Genomic DNA, 18,581 nt, shown 5'->3' on the forward strand with positions numbered 1-18,581 from the left:
GCCCGTTCAGGGCCGAAGCGGGGGTCTGGGGGCCGCAGCCCCCCAGGGGGGCCGGGGTCGAAGGGGCAGCGCCCCTGGGGGATGGGACGGGTAGGGGCGGCGGGGGCGAGGGAATAAGCGGAGTCACCCTCCTGTTAAAGCGGAACGCACAGCGCACGCGAACCGCAGGAGGCACACGTGGCGGCAGACGAATCCCAGGCAGACGAGATCCGGGGCACCACACGCGGCACCGCCCCCGTCCCCCTCTCCGTACTGGACCTGGTCACAGTCAGCTCCGGCCGCACCGCCACCGACGCCCTCCGCACCAGCGTCGCCCTCTCCCGCCTCGCAGAGTCCCGCCGCTTCCACCGCTACTGGATCGCCGAGCACCACTCCATGCCCGGCGTGGCCTCCTCGTCCCCCGCCGTGATCCTCGCCCATCTCGCCGCCCACACCACCCGCATCCGCCTGGGCTCCGGCGGCGTGATGCTCCCGAACCACGCCCCGCTCGTCATCGCGGAGCAGTTCGGCACCCTGGAGGCCATGGCCCCCGGCCGCATCGACCTGGGCCTCGGCCGCGCCCCCGGCACTGACGGCGCCACGGCGGCAGCCCTCCGCCGCACGGACCACCTCACCGAGGGCGCCGACGACTTCCCCGAGCAGCTCGCCGAACTCACCCGCTTCCTCGACGACGACTTCCCCGACGGCCACCCCTACCGCCGTATCCACGCCGTCCCCGGCCCCGTCCAGGCGACGTCCCCCGGCGGCGTCCAGTCCCCGCACCGCCCGCCGGTCTGGCTGCTCGGCTCCTCCGGTTTCAGCGCGCGCCTCGCCGCCGTCCTCGGTCTGCCCTTCGCCTTCGCGCACCACTTCTCGGCGCGGAACACCATCCCGGCCCTGGACCTGTACCGGGAGTCCTTCCAGCCGTCCGCCGTCCTCGACCGGCCGTACGCCCTGATCGGCGTCTCCGCCCTCGCCACCGACGAGGAGAAGGAGGCCCGCCGCCAGGTCCGGGCCGCCGCCCTCAGCATGATCCGCCTGCGCACCGGCCGCCCCGGCCTCATCCCCACCCCCGAAGAGGCCGAGGCCTACGAATTCACCCCGCTGGAGCGCGAGTTCGCCGACTCCTGGAACGCCAACGTCATCCACGGCACCCCCGACGAGGTCCGCGCCGGCCTCGACGACCTCCACAAGCGCACCGGCGCCGACGAGTTGATGATCACGAGCAACGCGCCCGGCATGGACATACGCCTGCGCTCGTACGAACTCATCGCGGACGCCTACGGGTTGCCCACCGCCTGAAAGGTCCTCACACCCGCACCCCCAGCAACTCGGAGATACGATCCGGCGGCACCGGCCGCGAGTACAGCCACCCCTGGCCGGTGTCACAGCCGATCCGCCGCAGCCGCGAGGCCTGCGACAGTGTCTCCACGCACTCCGCGGTGACCGTCAGACCGAGCCGGTGGGCCAGTTGGATCATCGCCTCGACCACGACCTCGTCGGCCGGGTTCGGCGGCATGGAGGCGCTGTCCTCGCTCTCGTACTGGAAGCCCCGTACGAAGGAGCCGTCCAGTTTCAGGACCGAGACCGGCAGGCGGCTCAGATACGCCAGGTTCGAGTAGCCGGTGCCGAAGTCGTCGATCGCGATGCGGACGCCCATGTCGCTCAGCGCCTGCAGGACCTGGAGCGGTCTTCCCGCCGAGCCCATCACCGCCGATTCCGTCAGCTCCAACTGGAGCAGATGCGGGGCGAGTCCCGTCTCGTCGAGGACGCGTGCCACGTCCGCCACCAGGTCGGAGTCCCAGATCTGGCGCACGGCCACGTTCACGCTCACGAAGATCGGCGGCTCGTCGGGGTGCGCGGCCTGCCAGTCGCGTGCCTGTCGGCAGGCGGTCGCCAGGATCCAGCGGCCCAGCGGCACGATCGAGCCGTCCTCCTCCGCCAGTCCGATGAACCGATTCGGCGCCAGTACGCCGAACTGAGGATGATTCCAGCGGATGAGCGCCTCGACGCCACGCAGCCGGCCGTCCTCCATGCTCACCAGCGGCTGGTACTCCAGGGCGAACTCACCGCGCTCGATGGCGGGGCGGAGCGTGGAGGCTAGGGCCTGGCGGGTCATGAGGTGGGCGTTACGCTCGGGGTCGAAGAGCGTCCAGCGGTCCTTGCCGTCGGACTTCGCCCAGTACAGCGTGGTGTCGGCGGCCTGCATCAGGGCGGTGGGGGTGGTGCCGGCCGCATGGCGTTCCACGACGCCGATCGACGCCGACAGCGACAGGCGCCGGCCGGAGAGGTCGAAGGGGGCCCGCAGTGCCCCGAGCACCGACTCGGCGAGCTCGGCCAGTTGCTCGGTGCCCGTCGAGTCCTCGACCAGCAGGGCGAACTCGTCACCGCCGAGCCGGGCCACCAGGGGCGGGCTGGACCGGCCGTACCCCGCCTCCTCCGCGCAACAGGTGAGCCGTTCGGCCACGGCGGCCAGCAGTTCGTCGCCGACCCGGTGGCCGAGGGTGTCGTTGATCGCCTTGAAGCCGTCAAGGTCCAGGTAGCACAGGCCGATTCGGCCGGTGGTGCCGCTCTCCTCGTACGACTCCGCCTCCAGTGCCGCCGACAGACGCTCGAAGAACAGCGTGCGGTTGGGCAGCCGGGTCACCGGGTCGTGCATCTGCAAGTGCCACAGCCGGGCCTGGAGTTCGCGGTGGGCGCTGATGTCGACGATGGAGAGCAGCACGCCGCCGCGCTCCTCGCCGGGCAGGGGCGCGACCGTGACCTGCGCCCAAAGGGAGTGTCCGTCCGGGTGTTTGAGGCGGCGTGTGCAGCGCAGCCGCGCCTGACGGCCGCGCAGCACCTCGCGATACGCGTGCCAGGTACGGGCGTCGGAGGCGAGGTCCACCAGATCGGCGGCGAGGGACCCGGCCAGCTCCTCGGGGGCCGTACCGAGCAGCTCGGCGAGGGCGGGGTTGGCGCCGGTGACGAGGCCCTCACGGTCGACCACCGCCATCGCCAGGGGCGCGGCGGAGAAGGCGGAGGAGTAGGGCGGCGGCCCGGTGCGATGGGATGACTGACTGTTACTCTCTGTGACGGCTGGCCCGATGAGGTCTGCCGCGGGCGTCGGCCCTTCGGACGTTCCGCTCACCGCTCGCTCCCGCAGTGCACTCGATCTTCGGATGGGTCTCATCGGAATGGCCGGCCGGGAGGCGGTCGGCCGCCGGGCCGTGTCCGTGCAGGAAAGTGTCAGGAAAGTGTGCCGATCATAGAGGCTGGCCCGAGGCCCTTCCACCTACTGTTCAGTGTTCCCGCGCGGCCCGCTCTTGCGACAGATCGTTTCTGCCCGCACGTGGACGGCTTCTTCGAACCCCCGACCAGTTGTGACGTTCCGTGAGCGATTCGGGGGTGTCGGTTCTGACGGTCCCTCGGGCCGCTCACTCGTCCGGCCCAGGCAAACAGGGCGTAGTACGACAATATGACCGAGGCTGGGTGCGGTGTCCCGCGAACCGCTCCCGGAGGTCCACGTGCCGCGTCAGTTCCCCCTGCTCCCCGGGATGGGTTGGCTGCGGGACCGGCCCCGACTGCGCAGCACCGCCGCGGTGTTCACCACGATGTCGGCACTCGCCGCGACCTCCCTGATCGCCGGCCCCTCGGTCGCCGAGCCGTTCGACGCCGCCGCCTGCGCCCTGGAGCGCACCGAGGCGCACCACTCCGAGGGGCTGGACACCTGGAACGCCGCCTATCCGCGCCCGACCCGTGAACTCGACGCGGTGATGGTGTTCCTGTCCTTCCCGGACTCGGCCCCCCAGACGACGCCCGCCGAACTGACGGCCGACCACTTCCCGGCGACCACCCGCTTCTTCGAACGCGCCTCCTACGGCAGATTCACCCTGCGCCCGCATCCGCTGCGGCACTGGCTCCGGATGCCGCGGCCGTCGACGGCGTACGCCATACAGCGCGACTGGCGCGCCGCCGACCGGGCGACCTATCTGCGTGACGCGCTCGCCGTGGCGGACCGGGACGTCGACTTCTCGCGCTACGACATCGTCTACTTCGTCGCCGACCCGGACGCGCCCGGCGTCGACTCGGACGCCACGAAGGTCGTCAACCTGGACGCCCCGCTGCGGGCCGACGGCACGGAGATCCGGCGCGTCGTCACGGTGTTCGAGAACCATCCGCCGGACCGGCTGGTGCTCGCGCACGAGACCGGCCATGTCTTCGACCTGCCGGACCTGTACCACCGTCCGGTGGACGGCAAGGGCGACTGGGACACCTATGTCGGCGACTGGGACCTGATGGGCAGCCAGTTCGGGATGGCCCCCGATCTGTTCGGCTGGCACAAGTGGAAGCTGGGATGGCTGGAGTCGCGGCAGGTGGTGTGCGTGCAGGGGAAGGGGGCACGGCCCGCGCGGCTGACGCTGGAGCCGCTGTCGGCGGGGCCGGGCAACCCGGTGGAGACGGGTGCGGCGGGGGCGCCCGGCGCGCTCGGGGCGCTCGGCGCCGTACCGGGCTTCGGGCTGGGCAACGGCATCAAGCTCGCCGTCGTCCGCACCGGCCCCGAGAGCGCCCTCGCCTTCGAGGTGCGCGGTCCGGTGGGCAACGACGCGCAGATCTGCCGGCAGGGCGTGCTGGTGTACCGGGTGCGCAGCCGGACCGAGTCCGGGGGCGGGCCGGTCGAGGTGATCGACGCCCACCCGCGCACCGAGGCCTGCTGGGAGGAGTCGGTGTATCCGCCGCTCGCGGACGCCCCGGTCGGGTTGGGGGAGAGCTTCACGGTGCCGGGGGAGGGCGTGCGGGTGGAGGTGGAGGGGCGCACGCCTGCGGGGGCGTGGACCGTGAAGATCGCGGCCATGGGATAGCGCCCGCGCCGGATGGAGGGGCGCGGGAGGGAGGAGCGGTGCGCCGGTGGGCAGCATTACGCCGGGGCGCATGCGAAAAGCCCCTCGCTACCACGAGGGGCTTTCACTGTCTGTGCGCCGCCAGGGACTCGAACCCCGGACCCGCTGATTAAGAGTCAGCTGCTCTAACCAACTGAGCTAGCGGCGCCTGCTGACGTCGTAGACCTTAGCACCCTGATCGGCGTGGGGAAAAATCGATATCCGAACGGCCGCGCGAGCCGCCCGCACGGCCGCCCAGAGCAGCACCTGCGGGCCCGGCAACCAGGGATTACGGGTGTCCGGGGCGACCACCCAGCGGGCCCCGCCGGGGGTGGCCCGCGTCCCGTCGGGGCCGGCTGAAGATGTCCGGTCCGCCGAGGGCGTCGGGGCGGGGACGGTCACCGCGTCGCCGGTGCCGTGGCACAGGAGCGGCGGGATGCCGTCGGTGCGGCCGACCTCCTCCCAGCGCAGGAGGGAGGGCAGTCGCTGGGCGGTGCCCGGTGCGGCGAACATCAGCATCCGCCCGCGAAAGACGGCCACGGGTCCCGAGCCCGGGCCCTCGTCCCACAGTCGGTCCAGCATCCGGCGGCCGAAGAGCGCGGGGGCGCTGACGATGTCGAACACGGAGCCGCAGGGCAGGACCACCGGGGCGAGCGGGCGTTCCGCCCAGAGGGCGAGCATGCTGCGCGGATACGTTCCTGCCGAGGCGAGCCACGCGGCTCCCTCGGCGGTGACGCCGGAGACGGCGGTGGTGGCCTCGGCCGCGTCGAAGGGGCCGGAGATGAGTTCGTCCCGTGTGCTGCTCATGTCTCACAGATCTACCGGGTGTGAGTGAGCGGTCTCGCAGAGTTGCCGAATGTCGGGACAGGGGAGGGCGGGAGCGGGTATCTTGCCCGCCTGGCATATGCCATATGGGTGCTCAGACCGGGTCGACGTGCCCCGGCCCCTCGACGCCCCGCATGAGATCCCTGCCGAACTCCACCATCTTCTTGGCGTAGTCCTCGGTCCACTCGGCCCGCGCGGCGATGTCGGCGGGCGTCAGCCGGTCGAACCGCCGGGGGTCCGCCAGCTGGGCCGCCGCGATGGCCTGGAACTCCACGGCACGGTCCGTCGCCGCCCGGAACGCCTGCGTCAGCTCGGTCGCCCGCGCCAGCAGCGCCCGCGGGTCGTCGATCGACTCCAGATCGAAGAAGTGCTCAGGGTCGGAGGCCACCTGCGCGGGCTCGAAGAGCAGGGGCGCGGGGCGTAGCCGCGGTTCGTGCCGACGCGGCGTGGGCTCCGCCATGTCTTCTCCTCCTCGTACGTCACCGATGTCATAGGCCACCGGCGACCGCCTGTGGACCGATCCACCGTCCATTGTCCCGCGCCCGCGCAAGTGGGCGTGCGGCGCAGGCCATCGGGGCTGTGTTCCTTGGGGTGTGCTGCTCCGCTCACGGCCGCCACCCCACCCGGTGCTCCGCCAGCCGTGCCAGCACCGCGTGATTTGCCTCCCAGCCATCCGGGCTGTGTTCATTGGCCGCCTCCGGCGGCCGGCCGGACTCCGTCCGGTGGATGAGGGTGTGAGGGGGGCCGCTGATTTCGTGGCGTGCTGCTCCGCTCACGGCCGCCATCCCACCCGGTGCTCGGCGAGTCGTGCCAGCACCGCGTGATTTGCCTCCCAGCCATCCGGGCTGTGTTCATTGGCCGCCTCCGGCGGCCGGCCGGACTCCGTCCGGTGGATGAGGGTGTGAGGGGGGCCGCTGATTTCGTGGCGTGCTGCTCCGCTCACGGCCGCCATCCCACCCGGTGCTCCGCCAGCCGTGCCAGCACCGCGTGGTTCGCCTCCCAGCCATCCGGGAACTTCACGACCGTCCCCAGCTGCACCGGCTCTGTCGACGGATAGTCGTCCAGCAGTTCGCTCACCCCTGCCCGGCACACCACGATGCACGCGTGGCGGTGGCGGGAGGCGAGGACGCACAGGCGGCCCGTCTCCAGGTGGAAGGCGGTGGCGTCGGGGCGGCCGGAGAGGGGGTGGAGGACCACCGTCACGTCGTACTCGCGGCCCTGCAGGCGGTTCGCCGTGTCGACGGTGACGTCTGTCACCCCCAGCTCGGCCAGCGCCGCCCGGACCGCCGCCGCCTGGTCCCGGTGGGCCGTGCCGACCGCGATCCGGTCGGCGGTGAGGGGCGCGGGATCGGGTGAGCGTTCCGATGTCGCCGCGCCGCCCCGGTCCAGGAGGCGCCGTACGACCGTCGCCACCGCCCGTACTGCCTCGGGGTCGGTGCGCGGGGTGTGCCGCGCGGGCAGCTCCAGCAGGCCCCAGCCCGACTCCGCCGCCTCGTCGATCACCCGGTCGGGGCCCGAGCCGTCCGACGGGACCGCGAAGGAGAGGCGACGGTCGCCGTGGTCCGTGCCGCTGCGGAACGGCGTGTACGGGTAGAAGGCGGCGGAGACGAGGGGTGCGGCGGACGCCGGGAGGCGCCAGGAGACCGGCAGGCGGTGCTGGGGCAGATCGGGGTTGTGGGCGAGGAGGGTGCTGACGGCCGAGGCCGAGGGGTCGTACGACAGGCCCGCCCACTGCTCGCTGCCGACGATGGAGAAGGGATCCAGCTGGCCCGGGTCGCCGACGAACAGTGCCCGCTCGAAGAGTCCGGCCACCGCGAGCAGCGAGTCCGAGCGCATCTGGTACGCCTCGTCGACGATCGCGTGCCGCCACGGCTCGTCGACCTTGACGTGCGCCCACTTGGCCGCCGTGGAGATGACCACCGAGAGACCGGTCAGCTCCGCCGCCTTCGCCGACTTGCGTACGTTCGGCAGGTCGTCCAGCGCCTTGTCGTACGGGTCGGCGTCGCTGCTGTGCAGCCGGCCCACCGGCAGCTCGGGGCTCTTCTCGGCGAGCCTCAGCACCAGGTCGTCGACCTGGGCGTTGGTCTGCGCGACGACCATCAACGGCCGTCCGGCCTCGGCGAGTTCCAGCGCCGCGCGGACGACGAGCGTGGACTTGCCGGCGCCGGGCGGGGAGTCGACGACGACACCGCGGCGCGTGCCGTGCAGGGTGTCGGCGAGGATCGCGTCGGTGGCCCGCGCCGCCGCCGCACCGGGGTCTAGGGCCGCCGCACCGGGGTCTAGGGCGGCGGTCACAGCACGTCCTCCTCGGTCATCGGGTCGGCGGCCTCGGACACCTGCTCCCCGGGCGGCCCGCCGTGCGTCCAGGGTGTCTGCTCCGGGTCGGGCAGCTTCGCCCCGCCCCGCTGCTCGTGCTCGAACAGGGTGAAGCAGACCAGGTCGCCCTTCTCGGGCACCGACCCTTCCTCCGGTTCCTTGCCGCGCCCCATCTTGTCGAGCACCCGCAGCACGATCAGGGCGCCGTCTTCACCGGGAGCCTCGCCGTACCCCACGAACTCCGCCGACTGGGGCTTCTCGCCCAGCGACCGGAACACCTTGGTCCTCTCACCCAGCTGCGGACGGTCGTCCGTGCGGACGGTGACCAGCGGGCGCGGACTCGGCCGCTTGCCCTCGCTGTACGCCATGACGACCTCGGTGACCTCACCGGCGAACGCCTCCCCGGCCAGCCGCCGCCCCGCCATCACCAGCGGGTCGTCGAGCGCCTCCTGGGCCTCCAGCCGGGCCTGCTCGCGCTCGCGTGCGGCGAGCTTGTTCGCGGCGGTGACCGCGTCGTCGCGGCGCGGCTGCGGGGGCTCGCCGGCGAGGACGCGGTCGCGGTGGCCGGTGAAGGACCAGCGGTCGCGGGTCCAGCGCTCCTCGGCCCGCGCGGCCTCGGGCAGCGCCCGCAGCAGGTCCAGGCCGCGCCAGACCGCGTCCCAGGTCGGCCGGGTCCGGCTCTCGACGAGGGCGCGGATCTCCCGCTCGGCGGCGGTGAGGTCACCGAGCCGGTCGTCGGCCTCCAGGCCGTCCTCGGCGGCGGCGAGGGCGGTACGGGCGCGGTCGTAGCGCTCGATGGCGGGGGCGAGCAGCTTGTTGTCGAACGCCGGGTCGGTGGCGGGACCGGCCGCGGGGCAGAGCAACTGGCCCTGCGCGTCCCGCGCGAGCTCCGCTCTCAGTGCCGCCTCGGCGCCGGTCGCACCGTCCGGCGGGTCGATCCAGGCGAGCAGCGCGCCCAGGTGCTGGTCCTCCAGGGTGGACTGGCCGGTCGCCCAGTGCCGGGCCAGTACGTCCGTCATGGCCAGCAGCAGCGAGGAGCCGGGCACCCGGGCCCGCTCGCCGAAGTGGGTCAGCCACCGGCCGAGCAGCGGCACGCGCGGGGGCGCGGGGTAGGGCGCCTCCGGGTCCTGTTCCGCCGTACGCCTGAAGCGCATGGACCGGCCCAGCAGCCGTACGAAGTCGATGCCCGCCCGGCTCGGCACGATCACCTGCGGGGCGTTTGCGCACAGCTCCACCTCGACCTTGACCCGCTTGCCGGTCTCCGGGTCGGTCTCGTTGCGCTCGGCCGCCTCGACGTCGGCGGCGTAGGTGTCGACGTACGGCAGGACGAGGTCCGCCAGCTCGGCCAGGAACGCGAACCTGAGGTCGCGGTCGCGTGGTTGGGGGACCACCAGCAGGTGCGGGGCGTCCCGGTCCGTGCCGACCAGCGCGCCGAGCGGGGCGCCCGCCTCACCGGCGGTGGTCAGGGGCACGAAGACCAGGGGGCGGTCGGACAGGTGCCGGTGGCGGACGGTCGCGGTGGGCTGGGCGCGGCCGGTGCTGACGGCTTCGAGACGGGCCAGGGTGGAGATCAGTGACACGGGACCGCCACCGCCTCTTCGCCGCGGGCCGGGGAGTCCTGGCCGAGGGCCTCCGCGCGCAGCCGCGCCGCCCTGCGCAGGGCCGCCACCGCCGGGTCGTCCGGGTCGCCGGACTCGCCGCGGGCCGCCGACAGGACGTCCTCGACCGTGCTCAGCCCGCCCAGCTCGGCCCGCACCGAGCGGCCCAGCGACGTCACGGCGCCGGACGCGCGGGAGCGGGCGCGGCAGTGGAAGGCCAGCTCGCAGGCGGACAGGCACTCGGGCGCGTAGGCCGCCGGGACGGACTCGACGGCGGCCGTCAGGTCGGCGGCGGGCAGGTCGGGCGAGAAGCAGGTGCCGGCGGGGAGCGTGTCGGCGATGTCCTCGATGCGGGTGAGGCGGGCCAGCTGGCGGGCGGTCACCGCGCGCTGCTTGCGGACGTCGACGGCCGAGGCGGTGGGGAGGTTGGAGAAGTCCTTGGGGCACACCAACAGGACCCGGTGGCGGACGCGCGGGGCGGGATCGAGCCGCGCGGCGACCTGCTCCAGCGCCAGCACGTACACCGCCGCCTGCCGGGCGGCCGCGCCGACCTTCGCCGGGTCCGCCGAGCCGTCCAGCATCGGGAAGGACTTGATCTCCACGACCGTCCAGCTGCCGTCCGGGTGCACGACGACCGCGTCCGGCTCCAGGAAGGCGGGCGAGCCGGCGACGTCCAGCGCGAGCATCGGGTGGTCGAGCAGCGTCCACTCGCCGCGGGCGTCGGTGGCCTCGCGCAGCGCCAGCGCCGTACGGGCCGTGCGGCCCTCGGGGCCGGTCGCGGTGAGCTCGGGCACGCGCGCGTGGGCGGGGGGTTCGGCGGCGCGGTCCAGTCTCTCGTGCACCAGGCGCAGCAGCTCCGCGCCACCGTCGGCCTTGACCTTGGCCTCGAAGGCGTTACCGCGGGTGAGGGCGAACTGCGACTGCCCGAAGGCCGAAGGCGCGCCCAGCGCGCTCGCCAGCGCCGCCTTGTTCACCCCGGCGCCGTCCAGGATCGCGCGCCGCTTGCAGCCCGGGTTGGCGGCGAGGGCGGCCAGGGCGCGCGCGTCCAGCGCCTTGGCCGGTACGTCGGGCCCGCGCAGCTCAGCGAGCCGGTGCCGGAGCGCCGTCCCCCGCGTCCTGGGGTGCGGCACTCGGCTCGGCTCCGGATCCGAACCGGGATTCGCGCTGCCGTGGAATTCGCTCACCCGCGGAAGTCTGGCATCCGCCACTGACAATTGAGGAAGAAGCGTCGGCGGAGCCCACCGGGACGGGGGCGCCGGAGACCGCGGTGACGGCCCCGCCCGAGGCGGCCGTGCCCGTGCCGCCGGTGGCCGTCGCCACCGGCGCGACCTCCGCCCCGAACCTGGCCCGGACCCGGTCCGCGGTCCGCAGGACGTACGGCGTCAGCAGCAGCCCGACACCCATCACGGCGGCGCCCGCGACGGCGTCGAGGAAGTAGTGGTTGGCGGTGCCCATCACCACGATCGTGGTGATCAGGGGGTAGGCGACGGCCGCGGTCTTCGCGAGCCGCGTCCCGCCGTACCGCCACAGCATCACTCCGCACCACAGCGCCCAGCCGACGTGCAGGCTCGGCATGGCCGCGTACTGGTTCGTCATCCCGCCCAGGCCCCGGGGCGCGCTCGCCTCGCCGCCCCACCAGCCGTAGGAGCTGTAGTGCGCCATCGTGTCCACGAAGCCGTAGCCCGCGGCCAGCAGCCGGGGCGGGCAGGTGGGCAGCAGGGTGAAGCCGATCAGCCCGATGAAGGTCGACGTCATCAGCCAGGTGCGGGCCGCGCGGTAGCGCACCGTGCGGGACCGGAAGATCCAGACCAGCAGCGCGGGCGTGACGAGGTAGTGCAGCGACGCGTACCAGAAGTCGGCCGGGACGCCGATCAGGGGCTCGCGGGTGAAGAGGCGGTTGAGAGGGTGCTCCGCGTTGAGATACAGCGCCTTCTCGATGTCCAGGATCGCCACGCCGTGGTCGACGGCGGTGCCGACATCGCCGCGGGCGAGGAGCCGGCCCGCCGAGTAGCAGGCGTAGACCAGCAGGATCAGCGGCAGCTCGGTCCACCAGCGCAGGCGGGTCCGGGGCGTCGCCTCCACGCCAGCTGTCTCGGCGTGCGGCATCCGATCGCCTCCCCCTTCTCGTTCACGGCGCCCGGTTGACCGGTCGTGCCACTTTACGGTGTATGCGCGCGCCCCCTTCGGGCGCCCCGGCCCTCTAGACGCAGAGATCGCCCACCGGGTTGCCCCCGAACAGCGTGCGGGATGATGGACGGGTTCCGCCTCTCGTTTCTCCCGGAAAGGCCCCTCCATGGCACCGCGCATCCTGCTGGCCCGGCACGGACAGACGCAGTGGTCGCTGTCCGGCAAGCACACGGGCAGGACCGATGTGCCGCTCCTTGAGGAGGGCCGCCGGGGCGCGAAGCTGCTGGGCGAGCGCCTGAACCGGCCGCCGTACGACGGGCTGGCCGGCGTCGAGGTGCGCACCAGCCCCCTCTCACGCGCGCGTGAGACGTGCGAACTCGCCGGCTTCGGGGAACGCGCGCGTGCCTGGGACACGCTCATGGAGTGGGACTACGGCGCGTACGAGGGCATGACACCGGCCGACATCCAGGCCGTCCGTCCCGGCTGGCTCATCTGGCGCGACGGCGTGCCCGAGGGCGAGACCCTGTCCGAGGTGACGGCCCGGGCCGACGAGGTGGTGGCGTGGGCGCGCGAGGCGGACCGTGATGTGCTGGTGTTCGCGCATGGGCACATACTGCGGTCCATAGGCGCGCGGTGGCTGGGCCTGCCGCTCGACTTCGCGGCCCGGATCCGGCTGAACCCGACGTCGCTGTCGGTGCTGGGGTGGGCTTACGGGGAGCCGGCGATCGAGAGCTGGAACGACTTGGGGCACCTGGCCGGGTAGCGCGCGGGGGGCACCCCGCGCGCGCCGGGCCGCGCGACCTGCCCCTGGAATCCGGGCACCTCGTTCACGCCGTACCGTTCACGCGGTGCGCGGCGCCGAGGCATGCCGCTCCAGGAACGCCGACACGCCACTCGCCCGCCGGTGCGGCAACAGCACCCGCGCCGTCCCCGCCAGCATCGTCTGCACCCGCGACGACTGCACCTGGTCCAACAGGTCCAGCACCCGCATCCCCGCAGCCGCCGCCTCGTCCGGACGCCCGCCCCGGGCCAGGTCGTCCGCCAGTTCCGCCGTGTACAACGCGATGTTGCGCGTGAAGTGCGGATCCTGGAGCTCGGCCGCCCGCCCGGCATGCCGCGCCGCCCGCTGCCAGTTGCCCAGCGTCGACCAGCACTGTGCCTCCAGGACCTCCAGTTCGGCCTCGCCGTAGAAGGTCATCCACTCGGGGTCGGCGTCCGAGCGGCCCCGCTCGAAGAGGGCCTGGGCGCGGACGAGGGCCTGCTCGCATCCGGTGCGGTCGGCGAGCCCCGCCCAGCCGCCCGCCTCGCGCAGTGCCAGCAGCGACATCAGACGGGCGGAGCCCAGGGGGCGCGCGACGCGTTGCGCGGCCTGCGCCGCCCGCACCGCCTCACGCGGCCGGCCCGCGTCCCGCGCGAGGAAGGACGTGTTGCAGAAGGCGTGCGCCTCAAGGGCGGGATCCCCGGCCATCCGGGCCGTCGCCAACGCCTCCGCGTAGTGCGAGCGCGCGTCGTCGAACCGCCCCGAGTCGTGCGCCAGCCACCCCACGGAGATGGCCAGTTCCCCCGCGCCCGAGTGGATCCGGTCGCCGGTCGTCTGCCGCGTGGTGCCGGCGTCGAGCAGGGCGTAGGCGGCGCGCAGCGGGGCGGCGGCGCGCCGGTAGAGGCCGTCGGCGCCGTGCCGGTCGTCGAGCAGCCGGATGCGGCGTACGGCTTCCTCGAGCGCGTCCGCCTCGCGGCCCCCGACACGTCGGACGGGACGCTCCGCGGCCGCGGCGTCAAAGGCGAGCCCCAGCGGGCTCAGCGAGGCGGCGGCCACCGTGGCGCCCCCGCCGGTCATGAATGCGCGACGCAGCACGTCGCTCTCCTCGTGGATCTCGTGATTCTGCTGTGTGCCGTACAGGTCGTACGGGTCCTGCTGGTTCTGCTGGTCCTGTTGGTCCTGTTGGTCCTGTTGGTCCTGTTGGTCCTGCTGGTTCTGCGAGTTCTGCGGTTTGTGCGGGTCATACGGCTCGTGCGCCCCCCGCGTCTCATGGGTGGCGTGCGCCGGGCTGGTGGTGTGTACGGGGGGCGCGTCCTCGTCGGTGTGCGCCCGGCGTCCGCGTACGGACGAGCGGGGCGCGAAGCCGAGGTCGGTGAGCGTGCGGCCGGGGAACATATGCAGGAACACCCGTTCGTACGCGTAGTTGGGGCAGCGGATCTCACCGGCCTCGACCCGCCCGACGTAACGCGCGTCACAGCTGACCCGCTCGCCGATCTCGCGGGCGGCCCGTCGTACCGCCGCGGCGAACTCGGCCGGCGAGCGCTGTCCGCGCAGCTGCCGGAACGCGAGATTCGGCCGCGGTGGCCTGGGGGGCTGGGACGAGGTCAGCTCTGACGACGCCATGGCCGGGTCCTCTCGTGCGAACCGTCGAACCATGCCGGAACGAGGACGAGTTGAACCGAATGTCCGTGTGATGCCCTTGTCTCCGGCGGGCAAGAACGTACCTGCTGTATCGGAGCCGTCATGCAGGGTTTGGCTACAAACCGGATATCTCATACGGGATCTGCCATGAACTGCCATCCTTTGCGGCTGACTTCCGCCGTAGCCGTTGACGTCGCGAGGCGTTGAACTCTTCGGACTGCAAAAGGGGTTCCGTGGTGGAGGTCGGGATGGAGACCAGCCAGAGCGTCGTTCCTCGTACGCCGTCGACAACGGCCGGGCACGCGCCGGCAGCAGAGTGCGGCGGCCCGCCGGCGGGCTGCGACGTGGTCACGGTCCCGGCGCGACAGGGCCTGGAGGCGGTCGACATCCTGCGGCGGGGGGCCGGGGAGTCGGTGGGGCCCGTACTGCACGACGACGGCTGCGACACGCTGGGCTTCGTGGTCCCGCCGGGCACGGCGGCGGCCTGGGACGTGCCGGGCAGCACCTGCACCGAGACCGACGGCCGGGGGCTGCGCCTGAACCTGAACCCCGAGCCGCCCGTCGAGGGCTCGGACTGGCTCCTGCCACCCGGGGAGGCGGACCTGGCGACCGATCCCGCGGTGCTGCGGGCGGCGCTGGGGGAGGCGGCGCGGTTGATCGAGGCGGCGGACAACTGCCGCTGACGAGGCTGCCCGGGCGGCACCACCTCCTGCTTGCGACAATGACCCAATGGGAAGGTCCAGGAACGCCCGGCGACGGCCGGCCGCCGTCGAAGCCGTCGTCGAACGCGTCGACGGCGGGCTCGCCGAGCTGATACCCGACCGGGACCGCGCCCGGGCCTGGACGCTCCTCATCGACGGGGCCCCTCAGTCACACGTCGATCTGGACGACCCGGCCCACCTCTCCTTCGAGTACCAGCGCCGCCTCGGGCACGTCATCGACCTCGTCGCCCCGCCGGGCCGGCCCGTCCACGCCGTGCACCTCGGCGGTGGCGCGCTCACGCTCGCCCGGTACGTCGCCGCCACCCGCCCCCGGTCCACCCAGCAGGTCGTCGAGCGGGACGCCGCCCTCGTCCAACTGGTCAGGCGGGAACTTCCGGTCGAACCGAACGCCCGGATCCGGGTGCGGTCGGCGGACGCCCGGGACGGACTCGCCAAGGTGCCCGACGCATGGGCCGACCTCGTCATCGCCGACGTGTTCAGCGGGGCCCGTACACCCGCCCACCTGACCTCGACGGAGTTCCTCGACGACGTACGCAGGACCCTCGGGCCCGGCGGCGTCTACGCCGCCAACCTCGCCGACGGGCCGCCGCTGGCGCATCTGCGCGGCCAGATCGCCACCGCCGCCGACCGCTTCGCGGAACTCGCCCTGGTCGCCGACCCGGCCGTGCTGCGCGGCAAACGCTTCGGCAACGCCGTCCTCGTCGCCTCCGACCACCCGCTCCCGGTCGCCGAACTGACCCGCCGTGCCGCCTCCGACCCGCACCCGGCCCGCGTCGAGCACGGCAAGGCGCTGACCGACTTCACCGGTGGTGCCGTACCCGTGACGGACCTCGCGGCGGTGGCCTCCCCGGCACCGCCCCCGTCGGTGTTCCGGTGACCGCGCGCCGGTACCGCGGATCCCCGACTCAGTAGTTCCCGATCTCCACCCGCGGCGGCCCGTCGTGCCAGGTGCAGAACACCGACACCCGGTCTGCGCCCGAGCCGAACTCCACCCGGATCCACGTCTCGGTCTTCCACACCTGCATCGACCAGCCCGCACCCGGGGTGGCCGAGACGAGGGTGGCGGACGTCTCACCGATGTCGAAGACCACCCGGCCGCCGTCGGTGTCGTAGCCCTTGACCCGGCCGGAGGCGGTGGGGGAGGGGCTGGTGGTCTTCGGCGGCGTCTTCGCGGGGGGCGCGGTGGCCGGCGGTGTCCGGCTCGGCGTGGGTGACGGGCTCTTCGACGAGGTCGGCCGATTCGTCGACGACGCCAGCGGCTTCGACTCCTGCGTCGTCGCGTCCGCCGCCGTGATGGGCAGGGCGCGCGGCGGGTCGTAGGCGGTGCCCGTCATCACCGTGTGGACACCCCACCACGACAGCGTGACCGCCGCGCCGGTGGCGAGCGACCAGGCCAGTACGTGTACGAGTCCTCTGCGCATCGCGGGCCATACTGCCGCACGCGTCCCGGACGTGTCGCGCGGTTGTCCACAGGGGTGGAGTTGCCCGCAGTTGATGCGATTGTCCACAGCGGACGAGTTGTCCACAGGCCCGGACCCGGCTCGCTCACATGGCGTACGGTGCGGCGCATGGCAAGTGTGCTCGTGGTCGAGGACGACCAGTTCGTACGCTCGGCGCTCATCCGGCACCTGACCGACGCCGCCCACACGGTGCGCAGCGTCGGTACGGCACTGGAGGCGCTGCGCGAGGTCGCCCATTTCCGCTTCGACGTGGTGATCCTGGACCTCGGACTGCCCGACCTGGACGGCTCCGAGGCCCTGAAGATGCTGCGCGGCATCACGGACGTGCCCGTGATCATCGCCACCGCCCGGGACGACGAGGCGGAGATCGTCCGGCTGCTGAACGCCGGGGCGGACGACTATCTGACCAAGCCGTTCTCGGTCGAGCACCTGTCGGCCCGGATGGCCGCCGTCCTGCGCCGGGCCCGGTCGGGCAGCGGGGAGGCCGCCCCGTCGAGCGTGCTCCGCGTCGGCGGCCTGACCGTCGACCCGCTGCGCCGCCAGGCCGAACTGGACGGTGTCCGCCTGGACCTCACCCGCCGCGAGTTCGACCTGCTCGCCTTCCTGGCCGGGCGGCCCGGGGTCGTCGTACCGCGCAAGGAACTGCTCGCCGAGGTGTGGCAGCAGTCGTACGGCGACGACCAGACCATCGACGTCCATCTGTCCTGGCTGCGCCGCAAGTTGGGCGAGACGGCCGCCAGCCCGCGCTATCTGCACACCCTGCGGGGTGTCGGCGTGAAGCTGGAGCCGCCGGCCGCGCTGTCCTCCGGTACGGACGCCGGTGTGGACGCCGGTGCGGACCCGGGACCGGAGCCACCGCGATGAGGTGGGCCCTGGTCAAGGTCTGTCTGGCGGTCACCACCATGGTCGTGGTCGCCTTCGCGGTCCCGCTCGGACTCGTCATCAGGGAGATGGCCCGCGACCGCGCGTTCTCCAACGCCGAGCGGGAGGCCGCGGCCGTCGCCCCGGCGCTGTCCATCACCACCGACCGGGACCAGCTGGAGCGGGTCGTCGCCTCGGCCGGGTCGGACGCGGGTATGGCCGTGCACATACCGGCGTCCGGCGCCGTGCCCGCCGTCGACCTCGGCCGGCAGCGCGCCGCCGACGGTGACATCGCGACGGTGCGACGGCTGGGCCGTGCCTCGACCACCGAGGTGCCCGGCGGATCCACGCTGCTCCAGCCGGTCGCGCTGAGCTCCGGCGAGATCGCCGTCGTCGAGGTGTACGTCCCCGAATCCGAGGTCACCAACGGCCTCGCCACGGCGTGGGCGGTGCTCGCGGGGGTCGGCATCGCGCTGGTCGTCGGGTCGGTCGCGGTCGCCGACCGGCTGGGCGTACGGATGGTGCGGCCCGCGCAGCGCCTGGTCGAGGGTGCGCACGAGCTGGGGGAGGGCAAGCTGGGCGCCCGGGTGCCCGAGGAGGGGCCCAGCGAACTGCGGCTGGCGGCGGTCGCGTTCAACTCGATGGCCGATCAGGTCGTACAACTCCTGGCGAATGAGCGGGAGTTGGCGGCCGATCTGTCCCACCGTCTGCGCACCCCGCTGACCGTGCTGCGGCTGAACGCGGCCTCGCTCGGGGACGGTCCGGCCGCCGAGCAGACCCGGGCCGCCGTCGCCCAGCTGGAGCGCGAGGTCGACACGATCATCCGTACGGCACGGGAGGCCAAGCCGCAGACGGTGGCGGCCGGTCCGGGCGCCGGGTGCGACGCGGCCGAGGTGGTGCGCGAGCGCATGGCGTTCTGGTCGGCGCTGGCGGAGGACGAGGGCCGCAAGGTGCGGGTGGCCGGTGTCGACCGGCCGGTGCGGATACCCGTGGCCCGGGCGGATCTGGCGGCCGCGCTGGACGCCCTGCTCGGCAACGTCTTCCGGCACACCCCCGAGGGCACGGCCTTCGCGGTCGACGTGCACAACGGCGAGGACGCGGTGATCGTGCTCGTCTCGGACGCGGGGCCCGGCATATCCGACCCCGAGGCGGCGATGGCGCGCGGGCGGGGCTCGGGCAGTGCCGGGTCGACCGGGCTCGGGCTGGACATCGTGCGGCGGCTCGCGGAGTCGACCGGCGGGGATGTGCGGATCGGGTCGTCGGTGCTCGGCGGGACCGAGGTGCGGATCTGGATCCAGCTGGACGGGCGGGCGCCCGTGCGCAGGGGCCATCGGGGGTCGGTGCGCAGACGCCGCCCCGGCCGACTGGTCGCTGCCTTTAACCGTCCCCGATCCCTCCCTTAAGCGCACCCTAAGATCCTCAACACCGGTCCG

Annotated in this window: 16 protein-coding genes and 1 tRNA gene; 7 read left to right on the forward strand and 10 right to left on the reverse strand. The window is 73.2% G+C overall.

Going from position 1 to position 18,581, the window contains the following annotated elements; all coding sequences use genetic code 11:
- Positions 1 to 177: 177 nt before the first annotated feature.
- The gene (locus AQI70_RS31625) at positions 178 to 1,281 is read left to right on the forward strand and encodes an LLM class flavin-dependent oxidoreductase (protein WP_062155890.1); all 1,104 of its coding nucleotides are present in this window, start codon (positions 178 to 180) and stop codon (positions 1,279 to 1,281) included.
- A gap of 7 nt (positions 1,282 to 1,288) precedes the next feature.
- On the opposite strand, the gene AQI70_RS31630 is transcribed toward AQI70_RS31625, so the two are convergent.
- Positions 1,289 to 3,109, reverse strand: a complete 1,821-nt coding sequence (locus AQI70_RS31630) for a putative bifunctional diguanylate cyclase/phosphodiesterase (protein WP_062155891.1) — start codon at positions 3,107 to 3,109, stop codon at positions 1,289 to 1,291.
- A 346-nt stretch (positions 3,110 to 3,455) separates the two neighbouring features.
- Between AQI70_RS31630 and AQI70_RS31635 the strand changes: the two genes are divergently transcribed.
- Positions 3,456 to 4,820 carry a M6 family metalloprotease domain-containing protein gene (locus AQI70_RS31635; RefSeq protein ID WP_062155892.1) on the forward strand — a complete coding sequence of 455 codons (1,365 nt, stop codon included), beginning with the start codon at positions 3,456 to 3,458 and terminating at the stop codon, positions 4,818 to 4,820.
- 113 nt (positions 4,821 to 4,933) lie between these two features.
- On the opposite strand, the gene AQI70_RS31640 is transcribed toward AQI70_RS31635, so the two are convergent.
- The 7 genes from AQI70_RS31640 to AQI70_RS31670 all read right to left on the reverse strand — a co-directional run bounded on the left by AQI70_RS31640 (position 4,934) and on the right by AQI70_RS31670 (position 11,683).
- Positions 4,934 to 5,007 (reverse strand) — tRNA-Lys (locus AQI70_RS31640).
- Entirely contained in the window at positions 4,998 to 5,645 is a 648-nt protein-coding gene (locus AQI70_RS31645; RefSeq protein ID WP_062155893.1) for a bifunctional DNA primase/polymerase, read from the reverse strand. Before AQI70_RS31645 ends, AQI70_RS31640 begins: the two co-directional genes overlap by 10 nt.
- Before the next feature lie 112 nt (positions 5,646 to 5,757).
- A complete protein-coding gene (locus tag AQI70_RS31650; RefSeq protein WP_062155894.1) occupies positions 5,758 to 6,123 on the reverse strand; it encodes a hypothetical protein in 366 nt (121 codons plus the stop codon).
- Between the two features lie 479 nt (positions 6,124 to 6,602).
- Positions 6,603 to 7,958, reverse strand: a complete 1,356-nt coding sequence (locus AQI70_RS31655; protein ID WP_062155895.1) for an AAA domain-containing protein — start codon at positions 7,956 to 7,958, stop codon at positions 6,603 to 6,605.
- On the reverse strand, positions 7,955 to 9,559 hold the full coding sequence (locus tag AQI70_RS31660; protein WP_062155896.1) for a hypothetical protein: 1,605 nt from the start codon (positions 9,557 to 9,559) through the stop codon (positions 7,955 to 7,957). Before AQI70_RS31660 ends, AQI70_RS31655 begins: the two co-directional genes overlap by 4 nt.
- Complete coding sequence (locus tag AQI70_RS31665) at positions 9,550 to 10,707, reverse strand: hypothetical protein (protein WP_062155897.1); 1,158 nt, start codon at positions 10,705 to 10,707, stop codon at positions 9,550 to 9,552. Before AQI70_RS31665 ends, AQI70_RS31660 begins: the two co-directional genes overlap by 10 nt.
- Entirely contained in the window at positions 10,658 to 11,683 is a 1,026-nt protein-coding gene (locus AQI70_RS31670) for a phosphatase PAP2 family protein (protein ID WP_062155898.1), read from the reverse strand. The genes AQI70_RS31665 and AQI70_RS31670 overlap by 50 nt, the downstream gene beginning before the upstream one ends.
- Before the next feature lie 187 nt (positions 11,684 to 11,870).
- Between AQI70_RS31670 and AQI70_RS31675 the strand changes: the two genes are divergently transcribed.
- Complete coding sequence (locus AQI70_RS31675) at positions 11,871 to 12,467, forward strand: histidine phosphatase family protein (RefSeq protein WP_062155899.1); 597 nt, start codon at positions 11,871 to 11,873, stop codon at positions 12,465 to 12,467.
- Positions 12,468 to 12,545: 78 nt separating this feature from the next.
- On the opposite strand, the gene AQI70_RS31680 is transcribed toward AQI70_RS31675, so the two are convergent.
- Complete coding sequence (locus AQI70_RS31680) at positions 12,546 to 14,087, reverse strand: NsdA family TPR-like regulatory protein (RefSeq protein ID WP_062155900.1); 1,542 nt, start codon at positions 14,085 to 14,087, stop codon at positions 12,546 to 12,548.
- A 266-nt stretch (positions 14,088 to 14,353) separates the two neighbouring features.
- On the opposite strand from AQI70_RS31680, the gene AQI70_RS31685 reads away from it, so the two are divergent.
- Together AQI70_RS31685 and AQI70_RS31690 are read left to right on the forward strand one after the other, a co-directional pair.
- Positions 14,354 to 14,788: a hypothetical protein gene (locus AQI70_RS31685; protein ID WP_208607485.1), complete on the forward strand. Its 435-nt coding sequence runs from the start codon at positions 14,354 to 14,356 to the stop codon at positions 14,786 to 14,788.
- A 46-nt stretch (positions 14,789 to 14,834) separates the two neighbouring features.
- The gene (locus AQI70_RS31690; RefSeq protein WP_062155902.1) at positions 14,835 to 15,704 is read left to right on the forward strand and encodes a spermidine synthase; all 870 of its coding nucleotides are present in this window, start codon (positions 14,835 to 14,837) and stop codon (positions 15,702 to 15,704) included.
- A 28-nt stretch (positions 15,705 to 15,732) separates the two neighbouring features.
- Here AQI70_RS31690 and AQI70_RS31695 read toward each other — a convergent pair whose 3' ends face one another.
- Positions 15,733 to 16,248: a hypothetical protein gene (locus AQI70_RS31695; RefSeq protein ID WP_062155903.1), complete on the reverse strand. Its 516-nt coding sequence runs from the start codon at positions 16,246 to 16,248 to the stop codon at positions 15,733 to 15,735.
- 147 nt (positions 16,249 to 16,395) lie between these two features.
- Between AQI70_RS31695 and AQI70_RS31700 the strand changes: the two genes are divergently transcribed.
- Together AQI70_RS31700 and AQI70_RS31705 are read left to right on the forward strand one after the other, a co-directional pair.
- A complete protein-coding gene (locus AQI70_RS31700) occupies positions 16,396 to 17,151 on the forward strand; it encodes a response regulator transcription factor (protein WP_062155904.1) in 756 nt (251 codons plus the stop codon).
- Complete coding sequence (locus AQI70_RS31705; protein ID WP_062155905.1) at positions 17,148 to 18,551, forward strand: sensor histidine kinase; 1,404 nt, start codon at positions 17,148 to 17,150, stop codon at positions 18,549 to 18,551. The genes AQI70_RS31700 and AQI70_RS31705 overlap by 4 nt, the downstream gene beginning before the upstream one ends.
- Positions 18,552 to 18,581: the final 30 nt, after the last annotated feature.

It is taken from the genome of Streptomyces curacoi (assembly GCF_001513975.1).
GTDB lineage: Bacteria > Actinomycetota > Actinomycetes > Streptomycetales > Streptomycetaceae > Streptomyces > Streptomyces curacoi.

What these genes read in the sequence shown, in the direction of transcription:
- AQI70_RS31645 (WP_062155893.1), bottom strand. Translation starts at nt 5,645, where the DNA reads ATGAGCAGCACACGGGACGAACTCATCTCCGGCCCCTTCGACGCGGCC.
- AQI70_RS31700 (WP_062155904.1), top strand. Translation starts at nt 16,396, where the DNA reads ATGGCAAGTGTGCTCGTGGTCGAGGACGACCAGTTCGTACGCTCGGCG.
- AQI70_RS31705 (WP_062155905.1), top strand. Translation starts at nt 17,148, where the DNA reads ATGAGGTGGGCCCTGGTCAAGGTCTGTCTGGCGGTCACCACCATGGTC.
- AQI70_RS31675 (WP_062155899.1), top strand. Translation starts at nt 11,871, where the DNA reads ATGGCACCGCGCATCCTGCTGGCCCGGCACGGACAGACGCAGTGGTCG.
- AQI70_RS31650 (WP_062155894.1), bottom strand. Translation starts at nt 6,123, where the DNA reads ATGGCGGAGCCCACGCCGCGTCGGCACGAACCGCGGCTACGCCCCGCG.
- AQI70_RS31695 (WP_062155903.1), bottom strand. Translation starts at nt 16,248, where the DNA reads ATGCGCAGAGGACTCGTACACGTACTGGCCTGGTCGCTCGCCACCGGC.
- AQI70_RS31690 (WP_062155902.1), top strand. Translation starts at nt 14,835, where the DNA reads ATGGGAAGGTCCAGGAACGCCCGGCGACGGCCGGCCGCCGTCGAAGCC.
- AQI70_RS31670 (WP_062155898.1), bottom strand. Translation starts at nt 11,683, where the DNA reads ATGCCGCACGCCGAGACAGCTGGCGTGGAGGCGACGCCCCGGACCCGC.
- AQI70_RS31680 (WP_062155900.1), bottom strand. Translation starts at nt 14,087, where the DNA reads ATGGCGTCGTCAGAGCTGACCTCGTCCCAGCCCCCCAGGCCACCGCGG.
- AQI70_RS31685 (WP_208607485.1), top strand. Translation starts at nt 14,354, where the DNA reads ATGGAGACCAGCCAGAGCGTCGTTCCTCGTACGCCGTCGACAACGGCC.